This window comes from Pseudomonas sp. K8 (assembly GCF_014889455.1).
Lineage (GTDB): Bacteria > Pseudomonadota > Gammaproteobacteria > Pseudomonadales > Pseudomonadaceae > Aquipseudomonas > Aquipseudomonas veronii.
Genome location: NZ_VJWO01000045.1, coordinates 20,480 through 35,541, shown reverse-complemented (window position 1 = coordinate 35,541; position 15,062 = coordinate 20,480). Strand labels below are relative to the sequence as shown.

Genomic DNA, 15,062 nt, shown 5'->3' with positions numbered 1-15,062 from the left:
TATCTCCGACAGCAAACTCAACACCCGCTTTAATAACAACAACAAACAGGAGAGACCCCCATGTTTGGCATGTCCCACGAGTCCTACCTGCTGCTTGATGCAGTGGTCACTATCATTGGTCTGATCTTCTTGATCACCAAGTTCAAGGTTCACCCGTTTATCGCGTTGATCATCGCCGCCGGCTTCCTTGGCCTGACCTCGGGCATGCCCGTGGACAAGATCATCAAGGCCTTCCAGGACGGCTTCGGCGGGGTGCTCGGCTTTGTCGGCATTATCCTCGCGCTGGGTACGATGCTCGGCAAGATGATGGCCGAATCCGGCGGTGCCGATCAGATCGCCCAGACCCTGATCCGCGCCTTCGGCAAGGAAAAGGTCCAGTGGGCGATGATGTTCGCCGCGTTCCTGGTGGGTATCCCGCTGTTCTTCGAGATCGGCTTTGTGTTGCTGATCCCGCTGGTGTTTATCGTCGCGCGCCGTACCGGCGTGTCGCTGATCAAGATCGGCATCCCGTTGCTCGCCGGCCTGTCGGCGGTCCATGGCCTGGTACCACCGCACCCGGGCCCGCTGCTGGCCATCGGCGTGTTTGGTGCGGACATCGGCAAGACCATTCTGTACGGCCTGATCGTCGCGCTGCCGACTGCCATCATCGCCGGCCCGATCTTCGGTACGTTTATCGCCAAGTACATCCCGGGCAATCCGTCCCAGGAACTGATCGACCAACTGGCCCGCGAGTCGGAGCACAAGACGCTGCCGAGCTTCAGCATCACCCTGATCACCGTGCTGCTGCCGGTGTTCCTGATGCTGCTGAAAACCTTCGCCGACATCGCCTTGGCCGACGGTCATGTGGTGCGCAACTGGATGGACATGATCGGTCACCCGATCAGTGCCTTGCTGCTGGCGTTGCTGCTGTCGCTGTACACCTTCGGTCATCGCCAGGGCATCCACTCCAAGCAGATCCTCAAGTTGCTCGACGCCAGCCTGGCGCCGACCGCCGCGATCATCCTGATCATCGGTGCCGGTGGTGGTTTCAAACAGATGCTGGTGACCAGCGGCGTGGGCGACGTGATCGGCCATATGGCGGTGAACGCGCAGATCAACCCGATCCTGCTGGCGTGGCTGGTGGCGGCGGTGATTCGGGTGGCGACCGGTTCGGCGACAGTCGCGACCATCACTGGCGCAGGCATCGTGGTGCCGGTGGTCGGCATGATTCCGGGGGTTAACCGCGAGCTACTGGTGTTGGCGACGGGGGCGGGTTCGTTGATCCTGTCTCACGTCAACGATGCGGGGTTCTGGCTGGTGAAGCAGTACTTCAACATGACCGTGGCCGAGACGTTCAAGACCTGGACGGCGATGGAGACCATCTTGTCGGTGGTGGCGCTGATCTTCATCATGTTGCTGTCGTTGGTGGTGTGACAGACACACCGTAAGGCAAGGGTGCAAACCCAATCCAAATGTAGGAGGGGGCTTGCCCCCGATAGCGGTGTTTCAGTCACCCGATACAGTGACTGACACCCTGCCATCGGGAGCAAGCCCCCTCCCACATGTTTGACCGAGTTAGACGCCGGTTTTTGGTAAGAGGCCATCGGCGCGGAACATCCCGCGAATCCCGCGTACCGCCTGGCGAATCCGGTCCTGGTTCTCGATCAGTGCAAAGCGCACATGGTCGTCGCCATATTCACCAAAGCCAATCCCCGGCGACACGCACACCTTGGCTTCGAGCAGCAGCTTCTTGGCAAACTCCAGCGAGCCCATGGCGGCATACGCTTCGGGGATCTTCGCCCAGACGTACATCGACGCCTTGGGATTCTCCACCATCCAGCCCAACTCATGCAGGCCTTTGACCAGTACATTGCGGCGCTGGCGGTACTGCTCGGCGATGTCTTTCACGCACTGTTGGTCGCCTTCCAGCGCGGCAATCGCCGCCACTTGCAGCGGGGTGAAGGTGCCGTAGTCGTGGTAGCTCTTGATCCGCGCCAGGGCGTTGACCAGTTCTGCGTTGCCCACCATGAAACCAATGCGCCAGCCGGCCATGTTGTAGCTCTTGGACAGGGTGAAAAACTCCACCGCAATGTCCTTGGCGCCCGGCACCTGCATGATCGACGGGGCTTTCCAGCCGTCGTAGACGATGTCGGCGTAGGCCAGGTCATGCACCACCAGCACGTCGTACTGCTTGGCCAGGGCGATCACCCGCTCGAAGAAATCCAGCTCCACGCACTGCGCGGTCGGGTTGGACGGGAACCCCAGGATCATCATCTTCGGCTTGGGAATCGAACCGCGAATCGCCCGTTCCAGCTCGGCAAAAAAGTCCACGCCCGGAATCAACGGCACCGAACGCACCTGGGCGCCGGCAATCACGGCACCGTAGATATGAATCGGGTAGCTCGGGTTGGGCACCAGTACGGTGTCGCCCTGGTCCAGGGTGGCCAGCATCAAGTGCGCCAGGCCTTCCTTGGAACCGATGGTCACGATGGCTTCCGACTCGGGGTCGATATCCACTTCATAACGGTCCTTGTACCAGCGCGAAATCGCCCGGCGCAGGCGCGGAATGCCTTTGGAGGTGGAGTAACCGTGGGTGTCTTCACGCTGGGCGACGGTGACCATTTTTTCCACGATATGTGGTGGGGTCGGGCCGTCAGGGTTGCCCATGCTCAAGTCGATAATGTCTTCGCCGCGCCGACGCGCAGCCATCTTCAGCTCGGCAGTGATATTGAAAACGTAGGGGGGGAGTCGATCTATGCGCGCAAAGCGGCGCGGCAAACCTTGGTCGGCCATTGTTGCCTCGAAAGTACGTAAGCGCCCGGAACCGTCCGAGCGACGTCGGCCACTGCGGTGGCCTGCGGGGCAGACAATACGGTTGATGATGGCCAGTTGTCCAGATGCGTAGGAACAATTTCTACATGCAGTGCAATCCGGATATACCCCTATACTCAATACGGGTTTGTTCTCTCATAAGAAGGAGACTGTTCAGATGGATCAGCAGACGCAACAACCGTTAGAGCCGCGCATGGAAGAGGGCAAGGCCCTGGTGATCGCCGGGGTGCAAGGGCATTATTCGAAGGCCACCACCGGGGATATTCCCAAGTTGTGGGGCGTGTTTGACGAGAGCGTCAAATACATCAAAAAGCGTTTGGGCGGCTTTACCTACGGGGTTTGTCATAACCCCAGACACGATGAGTTCGACTACATCGCAGGGGTTGAAGTCCCCGCCAAGGGTGATGTGCCGAGCAATTTCGAGTTCATCGAAATCCCGCCGCATCACTATGCCGTGTTCGCGCACTACGGCGAGGTACACGCGTTGCCGCAGACCTACGAGCGGATCATGTTCGAATGGTTGCCGCATTCCGGGTACAAGGTTGCCGGCGTGGATTTCGAGCGGTACAGCGCGGATTTTGATGTGAGAAAGGGCCTCGGCACCGTGGAGGTCTGGCTGCCTGTGGAAGCAAAGGCCTGAAGCGCCGGCCGAAGATGATGGCGACTCTTCGGCCGTTTTTCCTGCGCGGGAATGCTCATGATCCAGCGTGCCCCCAAGCGTTGGTCGCTGTCATCTCTACGTGACATCTACTGCGGCTCCAAGCCCCGACTCAAACGGCGTTCATACCCGCCCAGGCCCTTGTATGCCTCCCCGCGATCCACCCAGCCCAGCCCCAGGTACAAGCCCATCGCCGCGACATTGTGCGTGTCCACCGACAACTCCAGCGCCTTGATCTGCGGCCAGGCCTGAAGCGCTGCCGCGGGTAGCGCCTGCAGGCAGGCTTTGCCAAATCCCCGGCCCTGTTGGCTGCGATCCACCTGTAACGCGTGCAGCGTGGCGCTGTGGGCATCGGCCCAATGGGGCAGGCATGGCGGGCATTTGAGCAGGAGGAAGGCCACGGGCACATCGTCGGCCAGCAGCGCAAAGCCTTTGATACCGGGGCTGGGGTTGACCAGCAGGGTGTTGAGTGCGCAATACATGTCGCCGCAAAACGGCAACTGCTCAGGGTGAACTTCGATCGCGCCGACTTGCTGTGTTTGCACAGCGTTCAGCGCCTCGTAGGCGACAAGGCGGGTTTGCATCGGGGCGTCCGAACGGCTGCAAAGAAGGGCGCAGTCTATCGGGTTTGCGCGCTGCGAGATTTTTTTTCAGCGCGCTGTCGATCGGGCGGCGGGCCATTCGACTAAGGGTGTCTCTGAAGATTTTCACCCCCCAGGAGTATCGCCATGAACACTGCAATCCACACCCTGATCGAACAATGGAAACAAGCCGTCGTCGCCAAGGACATCGATAAGATTGTCAGCTTTTACACCGACGATATCATCGCGTTCGACGCGGTTAGCGCCCTGCAGTTCAAGGGCAAGCTGGCCTACCGCGCGCACTGGCAGGCGTGCATGGAAGTCTGCCCCGGCCCCGGTGTGTTCGACTTCCATGAGTTGCATATCGTCGCCGCCGACAACAGCGCCTTTGCCCATTGGCTGGCTCACTGCGGTGGCACCGGCCCGGACGGCGTGCTCAAGACCTGCTGGATGCGCGTCACCGTCGGTTACCAGCGTGTCGACGGCCAATGGAAGGTGGTGCATGAGCATTGGTCGGCCCCCTTCGACATGGCCACCGGCGTCGCGCTGTTCGACCTGAAACCTTGAGCCCCGCGAACTATAGTCAGTAGTCCGAAAACGGAGAACACCATGAAATACCTGTGCCTGATCTACAGCAACGAACAGGTGCTGCACACCGCGCCGGACAGCCCGGCCGACCCGGAGTGTTTCGCCTACGCGCAGTCCGTCCAAAAGAGCGGGCGCATGCTCGCCGCCGAGCCGCTGGAGTCGGTGAGCACCGCCACCACTGTGCGTATGCGCAATGGCAAGCTGTCGATCACCGACGGGCCGTTTGCCGAAACCAAGGAGCAGCTCGCCGGGTTTTACCTGATCGAAGCCCGGGACTTGAACGAAGCGCTCCAGGTCGCCGGCGGCATTCCGGCGGCCCGGGTCGGCAGTGTGGAAGTACGCCCCGTGCGCCAATTGAATCTCTGAACACAAAACACCCATAAACAGGAGGTTTACCCATGAACACTCAACTTGCCGAATGTGAACGGTCCATCAACCCTGGGGGCGACGTGGCCAATCGCCCGGTGACCCAGGATCTGCCCGATTGACCCCTCCGATCGAGACGATTTACCGCCACGAATCACGGCGCGTGCTGGCGACGCTGATTCGCTTGCTCGGCGATTTCGACCTGGCCGAGGAAGCGCTGCACGAGGCGTTCCTGGTCGCCATGCAGCGCTGGGAGCACGACGGCGTGCCGAGCAATCCACGGGCGTGGCTGGTCTCGACCGGGCGCTTCAAGGCCATCGATCGCCTGCGCCGCCAGGCCCGTTTCACCCCGTTATTGCAGGCGCAGGCCGACGCGCTGGCAGCGGCCGATTGGGACGACGAAGACGTGGAAGACGACCGCCTGCGCCTGATCTTCACCTGCTGCCACCCGGCGCTGGCGGCTGACGCCCAAGTGCCGCTGACCCTGCGTGAAATCTGCGACCTGACCACCGAAGAAATCGCCCGCGCCTTTCTGGTCCCGCCGGCCACCATCGCCCAGCGGATCGTGCGGGCCAAGGGCAAGATCCGCGAGGCGAAGATTCCCTATCAGGTGCCGTCGCTGGCCGAATTGCCCGAGCGCCTCGACAGCGTGCTGCGTGTGATTTACCTGGTGTTCAACGAAGGCTACTCGGCGTCGATGGGCGCGGATCTCACGCGCGACGACCTGACCCGTGAAGCCATCCGCCTCGGCCGTTTGTTGCTGGAGTTGCTGCCGGAGCCGGAAGTCATGGGCTTGCTGGCGTTGATGCTGCTGCACGAGTCACGCCGCCCGGCGCGGACCTCGGCCGGCGGCGAATTGGTGCTCCTGGACGAACAGGACCGAGCATTGTGGGATGCATCCCTGATTGCCGAAGGCTGCGCACTGGTGGAGCAAGCGCTGACGACCCGGCGCTTTGGGCCCTATGGCTTGCAGGCGGCGATTGCGGCGGTACATGCCGAAGCGCCCAGTGCCGAGCACACCGACTGGCCGCAGATTGTCGGGCTATACGATGTGTTGCTCCGCGCCGTGCCGTCGCCCGTGATCGAACTGAACCGCGCAGTGGCGCTGGCCATGCGCGATGGGCCGCTGGCCGGGTTGCAACAGGTGGAGGCGATTCTGGCGCGGGGCGAATTGCTGGACTATCACCTGGCGTATTCGGCGCGTGGCGAATTCTGCCGACAATTGGGGCGGCTGGACGAGGCGCGGCTGGCGTATGAAAAAGCCCTGTCTCTGACCCGGCAAACCCCGGAAAAGCACTTCCTCGAACGCCGCCTGGCCAGCCTGACCCCGATCTAGCGCCCAACGCATTTCCACTGTGGGACCACCAAGCCCTGCCTGCTCTGGACGAACTCAATCGAGCATCTGCCCCAACAACCAACTCCCCGCAGGCCCCGGCGGATATTGCCGCGACCACAGCGCATCCACCGCCACCGAGCGCGGCCAACTGCGCACGCTCAGTTCAATCAGCCCGGCATTGCCAAAGCGTTCCACCAACCAGCGCGGCAGTGCGGCCCAGCCAAAACCGAGCTGGGCCATTTCCATCAGCATCAGAAAACTCGGCGCCGACCAGACGCGGCCCATGGGGCGGGTTTCATTCGGGTTGATGATGCTCGCCAGGCGCAGCTCACGGTGTTGCTGCAACACCTGTTGGTTGACGCTTTCCAGGCTGGCCAAAGGGTGCGTGGGCGCGACGAACAGGGCAATTTCCGTGCGCTCTTCCACCGGCGAACGGCTCAGGTCGGGTGGGTAAACCTCCTGGGCCTCGACCAGGGCAATCTGGGCCCGGCCACTTTGCACCAGGGCTATCAGGTCTTCGCACTCGGCGATCAGCCATTCCAGCTCCAGGTCGGGGTAGCGTTGCTCAAAGGCCTTGAGCGCAAGTTCGAAGCGCTCCGACTGGTAGGTGTCAGACATCGCAATCGTCACTTTCGCCTCCAACCCCTGGGATAGCTGACTTGCCGCCAGCGCCAGCCGACTGCTCGCCTCCAGCACCTGCTCGGCGCGTTGCAGCAGCACATGGCCAGCGGCGGTCAGCGTCGGCTTGCGGCTGCTGCGGTCGAACAGCAGCACATCGAGGTCAATCTCCAGGCTCGCCACCGCCGCGCTGACGGTGGACTGGCTCTTGCCCAGCTTGCGTGCCGCCGCAGAAAACGAGCCTTGGGTCGCGGCCTGAACAAAGGCCTGGAGCACTTCATGGGAGGCCATGACTATCGCCTTTATCGATGGTTATTGGTTATGAAGTATCGATACAAAACGCAATGATGGCAACACAGTCACTCACGGAGCCGGGGCATGAACCCTACCAAGTCGATTACTGAACGTGTGTGCCAGGCCATCGGTTTCGAGGCCCTGGCGTTGTTGATCTGCACGCCGTTGCTGGCGTGGATCATGGACAAGCCCGCGGTGGAAATGGGCATGGTCACCCTGGCGATCAGCCTGATGGCGCTGACCTGGAACGTGATTTTCAACGGCCTGTTCGACCGCCTCAAGGCACGCCTGCAACTGGCCAACAACAGCTGGACCCGGGTGCTGCACGCCTTGCTGTTTGAAGGCGGGCTGGTCCTGATGTGCGTGCCGTTGATTGCCGCGTGGCTGAACATCAGCCTGCTGCAGGCGTTTATCCTCGATATCGGCGTGTTGCTGTTTTTCCTGCCGTACACCTACGTGTACCACTGGGGCTACGACGTGATGCGCGAAAAGCTCTTACAGAAACATGCCGCCCGAAGCCTCGATCCGCTGGCCGGTGATCCAGTGGCTACCGTCCGCCAGCAGGCTGGCAATGGCCCCGCCGATATCATCCGGTAACCCGGCGCGGCCCAGGGCGGTGTTATTGGCGACCATCGCGTTGAGGTTGGCGTTGTCGCGCACGGCACCGCCGCCGAAGTCGGTTTCGATGGCGCCCGGCGCGAGGATATTGACGCTGATACCGCGCGCGCCGAGCTCTTTGGCCTGGTAGCGGGTCAGCACTTCCATGGCGCCTTTCATCGCCGCATACGCGGCATAGCCGGGCAGGCTGAAACGGGCGAGGCCGCTGGAGATATTGAGGATGCGGCCACCGTCACGGATCAGCGGCAGCAGTTTCTGGGTCAGAAAAAACGGGCCTTTGAATTGAATCGCGACCAGTTGGTCGAACTGCGCTTCGCTGGTCTCGGCAAAGCTGGCGTGGATGCCGATACCGGCGTTGTTGATCAGAAAGTCGAAATCATCCCGTGCGAAAACACGCTTGAGCACGCCGCCGACGGCTTCGACGAACGCGTCGAAGGTGGCGCTCTGGCTCACATCCAGTTTCAGCATGGCGGCGCGGCCACCCCATTGTTCGATCTGCTCGACCACTGCCTGGGCTTCATCCGCCTGGCTGTGGTAAGTGCCGATGATATCCACGCCTTGTGCGGCCAGGCGCAACGCGGCGCTTCTACCCAAGCCGCGGCTGGCGCCGGTGATCAGTGCGATTTTGCGGGTCATGGTGCAGTCCTCTGAGGTGATTGTGGGAATGAGTGTATTTGTCCGCCTGTAACGTGATAAACAGCGGTAAAGCGAAATCACTGGCCGGAAAAAGCGAACAATCCCATGAACAAACTGGAGTTGCTGCGCACCTTCGTGCGCGTCACCGAACTGTCGAGTTTCACCGGCGCCGGCGAGAGCCTGGGCCTGCCGCGTTCCACGGTGTCCGAGCATGTGCAGGCACTGGAAGAACTGCTCGGCGCGCGCCTGCTGCAGCGCACCACGCGCAAGGTGCAGGCGACCCAGGACGGCCGTGTGCTGTATGAACGCAGCAAGGACTTGCTTGCGCACATGGAGGAACTGGAGGGATTGTTTCGCCAGGACGAAACACAACTGACCGGACGCATTCGGGTGGACCTGCCGACCATGATGGCGCGGGATTTGATCCTGCCGCGCCTGCCGCATTTCATGGACGCGCACCCGTTGATCGAGCTGGAAATCAGCGCCACCGACCGTCAGGTCGACCTGCTGGCCGAGGGGTTCGATTGCGTGCTGCGCGTCGGTGCGCAGCCGGACCAGTCGGTGGTCGCCCGGTTGTTGTGCAGCATGCCGATGATCAACTGCGTGAGCGCAGGCTACCTGCAACGCTATGGCGTGCCGCGGACGCTGGCCGACCTGGCCGACCACCACTTGGTGCATTACGTGCGCCCGCTGGGTTCGCGCTCGGCGGGGTTCGAATACCTGCAGGGCAACAAGGTGCAGCGCCTGCCCATGGCCGGGCGGGTCACGGTCAACAGCACTGATGCCTACAAGTCGGCTTGCCTGGGCGGTTTCGGGATTATCCAGGTGCCGGCCCTGGGCATTGGCGATCAGTTGGCCAGTGGCGAACTGGTGGCGGTTTTGCCGGAATACCCGGCGCCGCCGTTGGACGTGTCCCTGCTCTATGCCGGGCAGCGGCATTTACCGCTGCGGGTGCGGGTGTTCATGGGCTGGTTGGCCGCGACGCTGCAAGCCCAACTCTAACGCCGCGCCGACAACTGCTGCGGGGTCAGGAAGGCGTCGTGGAAGTAGTCCCGGAACGCCTGCATCGCCGGGGTAAATGCGCGCTCGCGGTGCCAGGCCAGGCCGACGCTCATGGGCGTCACCGGGTCTGTCACGGTCAGGGTTTCGATGCGCTTGCCTTCCAGGGACCAGGGCCGATGCACCAGGTCCGACAGGATCGCCACGCCGCTGCCATTGGCGACCATGCTGCGCACCGCTTCCACCGAACTGGTGCGCAGCCGCACCTTGGGCGTTTGCCCGGCCTGTTCCCAGTAGCGCATGGCACTGTGTTCGGCTTCGTCGACAGTCAGCAGGATGTAGGGCTCGCGGGCCACGTCCGCCAGGCTGACGGCGCCGCGTTCGCATAATGGGTGATGGCTGGGCAGCCACAGGCGGCGTTCGGAGTTGAAGAGGATTTCCGACACGATATCCGCGTGGGTGAGGTTGGCGGTGAGCACCACGGCCATGTCGAACTGGCCGTCGAGCAGGCCGTGTTCGATGGCCTGGCGCTCCTGCTCGAACACCTCGATGGTCACGTCCGGGTGCCAGTGTTCCATGCGCTGCAGATGGTGCGGCAGGAAATAACCGAGCACCGTGTAACTGGCGGCGACCCTTAGCACGCCGCTGGCGCGGTAGTCGGGCAGTGGGCTGTTCAGCGCGTCGTCGACACTGCGCACGATCACATAGGCGCGGTTGAGAAAATGCCGCCCGGCGTCGGTCAGGTTCATGCCCTGGGCCGAACGCACAAACAATTGCACGCCGAGCATCGCCTCCAGTTCCTTGATCGCCGTGGTCACGGCCGATTGGGAGATGTTCAGGTGAATCGCCGCCTGGGAAATCTGGCCGATCTCGGCGGTGGCGACGAAGTAGCGGATTTGGCGCAAGGTCAGCGACATGGCGATATCTGTTTTTCAGAAGATAGGCCATCTGATAATAGATCTTCCCAAGGGGTCAAGCCGCAGCCTACTTTTCAGCATCACCTTTGGCGGAGCGACTTTTCATGCAGGCAGTGGATTTCAATTCAGACATGGGCGAAGGCTTCGGCCCCTGGACGATCGGCGATGGCGTCGATGCCGAGCTGATGGCCTACATCAGCTCGGCCAATATCGCCACCGGCTTCCACGCCGGCGACCCCGGCACCATGCGCCGCACCGTCGCACGCGCCAAGCAACTGGGGGTCGCCATCGGCGCTCATCCGGGCTTTCGCGACCTGGTGGGCTTCGGTCGCCGCCATATCAACGCGCCGGCCCAGGAACTGGTGGACGACATGCTCTACCAGCTCGGCGCCCTGCGTGAAATCGCCCGCGCCCAGGGGGTGCCCGTGCAACACATCAAGCCCCACGGCGCGCTCTACATGCACCTGGCCCGCGATGAAGACGCCGCGCGGTTGTTGGTGCAAAACCTGCAACTGATTGAGCCGACACTGTTGCTGTACTGCATGCCGAACTCGGTGATCTGGCGCATAGCCAAGGAACTGGGGCAGCCGGTGGTGCGTGAGTTCTACGCCGACCGCGAGTACGACCTGAGCGGCTCTATCGTGTTCACCCGCACGGTGCGCGCCCTCGACCCTGCCACCGTCGCGGCGCGGGTCCTACGGGCTTGTCAGACGGGTCTTGTACGCACCGTAGAAGGCGAAGACCTGTTTATCGAATTCGATTCCATCTGCCTGCACAGCGACACCCCCGGCGCCCTGGAATTGGTCGAAGCCACCCGTGAAGCCCTGGACCAAGCAGGCATTGCGGTCAGAACACCCGAATAAGATCGCCCCCATACTTTTTTGCCTGCCTTTCTATAACGATTCCAAGAGGAACAGACATGGCTGAAACGTCCCCCATCCGCTACAGCTTCGGCGCCGATGAACACCTGTTCGCCGAGGTCAGCGACAGCATGTCCCTGGAGGCTTTCTTCAAAGGCATGGCCGTGACCCGCGCCGTGGAACGCCTGGCGTTGGACGGTGTGCTGGATGTGTGCCTGGCCAACGCCTCCTTCCAGATCCGCTTCGACCCGGACCGCATTGCGCCCCATGTGCTGCTCGACGCGGTGCAAAGCGCCGAAGCCCAGGCCGTGGCCGAACGCACCTTGCACACGCGCATCATCGAAATCCCGGTGCTCTACAACGACCCCTGGACCCACGAAACCCTTATGCGCTTTCGCGATCGCCATCAAGACCCCAGCGGCACCGACCTGGAATACGCGGCGCGGATCAACGGCCTGGCCGATGTCGACGCTTTCATCGCGGCCCACAGTGGCGCGCCGTGGTTTGTGTCGATGGTCGGCTTTGTCGCGGGCTTGCCGTTCATGTTCCAGATGGTCGAGCGCGAGCGGCAGTTGCAGGTGCCCAAATACCTGCGCCCGCGCACCGACACGCCGAAACTGACCCTCGGCCATGGCGGCTGCTTTGGCTGCATCTATTCGGTGCGCGGCGCCGGCGGCTACCAGATGTTCGGCGTCACCCCGGCACCGATCTACGACCCGGCGCAGCAGTTGGCCTACCTCAAGGACCATATGGTGTTCTTCCGGCCGGGCGACATCGTGCAGTTCAAACCGATCGACCGCGAGGCCTACGACCTGGCCGTCGCCGAGGTGGACGCAGGACGTTTCGACCTGCGCATCCGCCCCCTGGAATTTTCCCTGGATGCGTTTCTCGCCGACCCCATCGGTTATCCGAAAACCCTGCAGGAGGCGCTGGCATGATCAAGGTGCTCAAACCCGGCCTGGCGACCTCGGTACAGGACCTGGGCCGCGAAGGTTATTACCACCTGGGTATTCCGCCGTCGGGCGCGCTGGACCAGTACGCGCTGAGCGCGGCCAACCATTTGGTGGGCAACCCGCCGGGCGCGGCCGGCCTGGAATGCACGCTGATCGGTCCCGAGCTGGAGTTTCGCCGGGACGCCTTGGTCGCCCTCAGCGGCGCCTTGATGGCGCCGCGCCTGGACGGTGAAGTGGTCCACCAGGACACCGCGTTCCAGGTCCGCGCCGGGCAGGTGTTGCGCTTCGAATTTCCCCAGGCCGGTGCGCGTACCTATCTGGCGGTCGCCGGCGGCATCGACGTGCCGTTGGTGCTCGGCAGTCGCTCGACCTACACCCTCGGCGCACTCGGTGGCTTTCACGGGCGGCGGTTGCAGGCGGGGGATGAGCTGCCCATCGGCGAGCCCTGTGGGCAGGGGCGGGCGGGCAACAGCTTGCCGATGGCCTTGCGCCGGGCAGTCGGTGGCGATGTGACCTTGCGCGTGGTGCCCGGCCTGTATTACGAACGCCTGACGGCGGCGGCGAAAAGCAGCTTTTTTGCCGAGCCGTGGACGGTGGGGTCCGAGGCGGACCGTATCGGCTATCGCTTCAAGGGCGGCAGTGCGTTGAGCTTTCAGCCACGGGAGCAGCCGTTTGGTGCGGGGTCCGATCCGTCGAACATCGTCGACAGTTGCTACCCGATCGGCTCGATCCAGGTGCCGGCCGGGCTGGAGCCGATCGTGCTGCATCGGGACGCGGTGTCGGGCGGCGGCTACGCGATGATCGGCACGGTGATCAGTGCCGACCTGGACTTGATCGGGCAGATGCAGCCGAACCAGCGGGCGGGGTTTGTGGCGGTCAGCCTGGAGCAAGCGTTGGAGGCGCGGCGGGTGTACAAGAAGCGTCTGAAGGCAATGACCGGGCTCTTCAATACCTGAAACACCACCCAGCAAAATGTAGTGGGTCAGCAGAGTTTGCTGAACAGCCAGTAGAGCAGCATCGCCACCCTGGTCACTGCCACGCCGGCCAACAATGTGGGAGCGAGCAAGCCCCCTCCCACATTGTTGACCGGCGCTGGGTCAGAAGAGTTGGGTGAATAACCAGTACAGGCTACCCGACAGTAGAATCGCTGCCGGCAAGGTCAGCACCCAGGCCATCAGCAAATTGCGGATGGTCTTCATCTGCAAGCCGCCGCCGTTCGCCACCATGGTCCCCGCCACGCCGGACGACAACACATGGGTGGTCGACACCGGCAAGCCGAACATATCCGCAGCGCCGATGGTCAGCATCGCCACGGTCTCGGCCGAGGCGCCTTGGGCGTAAGTCATGTGCGTCTTGCCGATTTTCTCGCCCACGGTCACCACGATGCGCTTCCAGCCGACCATGGTCCCGAGCCCCAGGGCGATGGCCACGGCGATCTTCACCCACAGCGGAATGAAGCGCGTGGAGTTGTCGATCTGTTGCTTGAACAGTTGCAGCTTGCCTTGGGTGTCGGCGTCGAAGTTGCCGATCTTGGCCTTGTCCATCAAACGAATGGTTTCGCTGGTCAGGTACATGTCGTTACGCACGTTGCCTACGGCTTCGGCGGGGACTTTAGCCAAAGAGCCGTAGCCTTTGACTTCATCGCCGATCTGGCCGGCGAGGGCGGCGAGGGCCGGGATCAGTTCGGGTGTGGCGTCCTTGGTCCGCACGTAGGTCGAGAGGATGGGGCGCGGGTCGCCCGGCAGCGCTTGCGGCGCGCTTTTCATCAGCGCGACCTGGGTCACTTCAGCCACCGCGGCAAACTGCAGCGATTGTTCGGCGGGCATGGCGCGGTTCAGCGCATACGCCATCGGCAGGGTGCCGACCAGGATCAGCATGATCAGGCCCATGCCTTTTTGCCCGTCGTTGGAGCCGTGGGCGAACGATACACCGGTGCAGGTGAGGATCAGCATGCCGCGAATCCACCATGGCGGCGGGGTGTCGCCTTTGGGCGCCTTGTACAGCGCGCGGTTTTTCACGAAGGCGCGCAGGGCCAGCAACAGCAGGGCGGCGAAAGCGAAACCGATCAGCGGCGAGAGCAGCAGGGCGTAACCGATTTTGATCGCCTGGCTCCAGTCCACGCCGCTGGTGCCATCACGCCCGTGCATCAGGGCATTGGCCACGCCGACGCCGATGATCGAACCGATCAGAGTATGGGAGGATGAGGCCGGCAGGCCCAACCACCAGGTGCCGAGGTTCCACAGGATCGCCGCGATCAGCAGGGCGAAGATCATCGCGAAACCGGCCGAGGAACCCACCTGCAAAATCAGCTCGACCGGCAGCAGGGCAATGATGCCGAACGCCACTGCGCCGCTGGAGAGCAGCACCCCGAGGAAGTTGAAAAAACCCGACCACACCACCGCGAACTGCGGCGGCAGCGAGTTGGTGTAGATCACCGTCGCCACGGCGTTGGCGGTGTCGTGGAAACCGTTGACGAATTCGAAACCCAGGGCGATCAGCAGCGCCACGCCCAGCAGCAGGAACGGCGTCCAGGTGGTGACCAGCGTGCCCAGTTCGTGCATGTCGCGCATCAGGCTGTAGGCGGTGAACAACAGGCCCATCGCGAGCACGGCAAAGAAAATGATCACCGTCAGCAGGCCGGGTTTTTTGTCCAGCCTGGGTCGGGTATCAACGGATGACGTATGCGTTGAAGCTGTCAGGGAAGGGGTGGCCATGCAGTAACATCCAGTGTCGGAGAGGATGTCGCTCATGATCATTGCAGAATATTACAGAGATGCTGCGATAGATCAGTGTTTAGCGGATTGGATTGGCCGCTGGTCTACAAACG

Annotated in this window: 16 protein-coding genes; 10 read left to right on the top strand and 6 right to left on the bottom strand. The window is 62.6% G+C overall.

Features of this window, described 5'->3' with window-relative positions; all coding sequences use genetic code 11:
• Positions 1 to 60 precede the first annotated feature (60 nt).
• The gene (locus INT12_RS24145; RefSeq protein WP_057004503.1) at positions 61 to 1,413 is read left to right on the top strand and encodes a GntP family permease; all 1,353 of its coding nucleotides are present in this window, start codon (positions 61 to 63) and stop codon (positions 1,411 to 1,413) included.
• A gap of 141 nt (positions 1,414 to 1,554) precedes the next feature.
• On the opposite strand, the gene alaC is transcribed toward INT12_RS24145, so the two are convergent.
• Positions 1,555 to 2,772, bottom strand: a complete 1,218-nt coding sequence (gene alaC, locus INT12_RS24140) for an alanine transaminase (RefSeq protein WP_017847209.1) — start codon at positions 2,770 to 2,772, stop codon at positions 1,555 to 1,557.
• A 196-nt stretch (positions 2,773 to 2,968) separates the two neighbouring features.
• Between alaC and INT12_RS24135 the strand changes: the two genes are divergently transcribed.
• Positions 2,969 to 3,451 carry a GyrI-like domain-containing protein gene (locus INT12_RS24135; protein WP_017847210.1) on the top strand — a complete coding sequence of 161 codons (483 nt, stop codon included), beginning with the start codon at positions 2,969 to 2,971 and terminating at the stop codon, positions 3,449 to 3,451.
• Between the two features lie 107 nt (positions 3,452 to 3,558).
• Here INT12_RS24135 and INT12_RS24130 read toward each other — a convergent pair whose 3' ends face one another.
• A complete protein-coding gene (locus INT12_RS24130; RefSeq protein WP_193040995.1) occupies positions 3,559 to 4,053 on the bottom strand; it encodes a GNAT family N-acetyltransferase in 495 nt (164 codons plus the stop codon).
• A 144-nt stretch (positions 4,054 to 4,197) separates the two neighbouring features.
• Between INT12_RS24130 and INT12_RS24125 the strand changes: the two genes are divergently transcribed.
• The 3 genes from INT12_RS24125 (at position 4,198) to INT12_RS24115 (ending at position 6,340) form a co-directional block, all read left to right on the top strand.
• Positions 4,198 to 4,617 carry a YybH family protein gene (locus tag INT12_RS24125; RefSeq protein WP_193040994.1) on the top strand — a complete coding sequence of 140 codons (420 nt, stop codon included), beginning with the start codon at positions 4,198 to 4,200 and terminating at the stop codon, positions 4,615 to 4,617.
• Between the two features lie 42 nt (positions 4,618 to 4,659).
• A complete protein-coding gene (locus tag INT12_RS24120; RefSeq protein WP_017847213.1) occupies positions 4,660 to 5,004 on the top strand; it encodes a YciI family protein in 345 nt (114 codons plus the stop codon).
• A gap of 118 nt (positions 5,005 to 5,122) precedes the next feature.
• A complete protein-coding gene (locus INT12_RS24115; RefSeq protein WP_193040993.1) occupies positions 5,123 to 6,340 on the top strand; it encodes an RNA polymerase sigma factor in 1,218 nt (405 codons plus the stop codon).
• Positions 6,341 to 6,394: 54 nt separating this feature from the next.
• Here the strand turns inward: INT12_RS24115 and INT12_RS24110 are convergent, their stop codons facing one another.
• On the bottom strand, positions 6,395 to 7,249 hold the full coding sequence (locus INT12_RS24110; RefSeq protein ID WP_017847215.1) for a LysR family transcriptional regulator: 855 nt from the start codon (positions 7,247 to 7,249) through the stop codon (positions 6,395 to 6,397).
• A gap of 87 nt (positions 7,250 to 7,336) precedes the next feature.
• Between INT12_RS24110 and INT12_RS24105 the strand changes: the two genes are divergently transcribed.
• The gene (locus tag INT12_RS24105; RefSeq protein ID WP_046489873.1) at positions 7,337 to 7,849 is read left to right on the top strand and encodes a multidrug/biocide efflux PACE transporter; all 513 of its coding nucleotides are present in this window, start codon (positions 7,337 to 7,339) and stop codon (positions 7,847 to 7,849) included.
• On the opposite strand, the gene INT12_RS24100 is transcribed toward INT12_RS24105, so the two are convergent.
• The gene (locus tag INT12_RS24100; protein ID WP_046382305.1) at positions 7,748 to 8,506 is read right to left on the bottom strand and encodes an SDR family NAD(P)-dependent oxidoreductase; all 759 of its coding nucleotides are present in this window, start codon (positions 8,504 to 8,506) and stop codon (positions 7,748 to 7,750) included. The genes INT12_RS24105 and INT12_RS24100 overlap by 102 nt on opposite strands.
• A gap of 105 nt (positions 8,507 to 8,611) precedes the next feature.
• Between INT12_RS24100 and INT12_RS24095 the strand changes: the two genes are divergently transcribed.
• Positions 8,612 to 9,508 (top strand): LysR family transcriptional regulator, encoded by an 897-nt coding sequence (locus INT12_RS24095; protein ID WP_193040992.1) that lies wholly within the window; start codon positions 8,612 to 8,614, stop codon positions 9,506 to 9,508.
• Here INT12_RS24095 and INT12_RS24090 read toward each other — a convergent pair.
• The gene (locus tag INT12_RS24090) at positions 9,505 to 10,422 is read right to left on the bottom strand and encodes a LysR family transcriptional regulator (protein ID WP_193059048.1); all 918 of its coding nucleotides are present in this window, start codon (positions 10,420 to 10,422) and stop codon (positions 9,505 to 9,507) included. The two genes, INT12_RS24095 and INT12_RS24090, sit on opposite strands and share 4 nt — an antisense overlap.
• 104 nt (positions 10,423 to 10,526) lie before the next feature.
• Here INT12_RS24090 and INT12_RS24085 point away from each other — a divergent pair, with 104 nt between their 5' ends.
• Genes INT12_RS24085 through INT12_RS24075 form a run of 3 tightly spaced genes read left to right on the top strand, consistent with a single transcriptional unit; the run spans position 10,527 to position 13,191 of the window.
• Positions 10,527 to 11,285 carry a 5-oxoprolinase subunit PxpA gene (locus INT12_RS24085; protein ID WP_017847220.1) on the top strand — a complete coding sequence of 253 codons (759 nt, stop codon included), beginning with the start codon at positions 10,527 to 10,529 and terminating at the stop codon, positions 11,283 to 11,285.
• A 56-nt stretch (positions 11,286 to 11,341) separates the two neighbouring features.
• Positions 11,342 to 12,220 (top strand): 5-oxoprolinase subunit B family protein, encoded by an 879-nt coding sequence (locus tag INT12_RS24080; RefSeq protein ID WP_017847221.1) that lies wholly within the window; start codon positions 11,342 to 11,344, stop codon positions 12,218 to 12,220.
• Entirely contained in the window at positions 12,217 to 13,191 is a 975-nt protein-coding gene (locus INT12_RS24075; protein WP_126585416.1) for a biotin-dependent carboxyltransferase family protein, read from the top strand. Before INT12_RS24080 ends, INT12_RS24075 begins: the two co-directional genes overlap by 4 nt.
• Before the next feature lie 141 nt (positions 13,192 to 13,332).
• Here INT12_RS24075 and INT12_RS24070 read toward each other — a convergent pair whose 3' ends face one another.
• On the bottom strand, positions 13,333 to 14,949 hold the full coding sequence (locus tag INT12_RS24070) for an inorganic phosphate transporter (RefSeq protein ID WP_017847223.1): 1,617 nt from the start codon (positions 14,947 to 14,949) through the stop codon (positions 13,333 to 13,335).
• Positions 14,950 to 15,062: the final 113 nt, after the last annotated feature.

Coding starts and splice junctions, on each gene's coding strand:
- INT12_RS24145 (WP_057004503.1), top strand. CDS start 61: ATGTTTGGCATGTCCCACGAGTCCTACCTGCTGCTTGATGCAGTGGTC.
- alaC (WP_017847209.1), bottom strand. CDS start 2,772: ATGGCCGACCAAGGTTTGCCGCGCCGCTTTGCGCGCATAGATCGACTC.
- INT12_RS24135 (WP_017847210.1), top strand. CDS start 2,969: ATGGATCAGCAGACGCAACAACCGTTAGAGCCGCGCATGGAAGAGGGC.
- INT12_RS24130 (WP_193040995.1), bottom strand. CDS start 4,053: ATGCAAACCCGCCTTGTCGCCTACGAGGCGCTGAACGCTGTGCAAACA.
- INT12_RS24125 (WP_193040994.1), top strand. CDS start 4,198: ATGAACACTGCAATCCACACCCTGATCGAACAATGGAAACAAGCCGTC.
- INT12_RS24120 (WP_017847213.1), top strand. CDS start 4,660: ATGAAATACCTGTGCCTGATCTACAGCAACGAACAGGTGCTGCACACC.
- INT12_RS24110 (WP_017847215.1), bottom strand. CDS start 7,249: ATGGCCTCCCATGAAGTGCTCCAGGCCTTTGTTCAGGCCGCGACCCAA.
- INT12_RS24105 (WP_046489873.1), top strand. CDS start 7,337: ATGAACCCTACCAAGTCGATTACTGAACGTGTGTGCCAGGCCATCGGT.
- INT12_RS24100 (WP_046382305.1), bottom strand. CDS start 8,506: ATGACCCGCAAAATCGCACTGATCACCGGCGCCAGCCGCGGCTTGGGT.
- INT12_RS24095 (WP_193040992.1), top strand. CDS start 8,612: ATGAACAAACTGGAGTTGCTGCGCACCTTCGTGCGCGTCACCGAACTG.
- INT12_RS24090 (WP_193059048.1), bottom strand. CDS start 10,422: ATGTCGCTGACCTTGCGCCAAATCCGCTACTTCGTCGCCACCGCCGAG.
- INT12_RS24085 (WP_017847220.1), top strand. CDS start 10,527: ATGCAGGCAGTGGATTTCAATTCAGACATGGGCGAAGGCTTCGGCCCC.
- INT12_RS24080 (WP_017847221.1), top strand. CDS start 11,342: ATGGCTGAAACGTCCCCCATCCGCTACAGCTTCGGCGCCGATGAACAC.
- INT12_RS24075 (WP_126585416.1), top strand. CDS start 12,217: ATGATCAAGGTGCTCAAACCCGGCCTGGCGACCTCGGTACAGGACCTG.
- INT12_RS24070 (WP_017847223.1), bottom strand. CDS start 14,949: ATGGCCACCCCTTCCCTGACAGCTTCAACGCATACGTCATCCGTTGAT.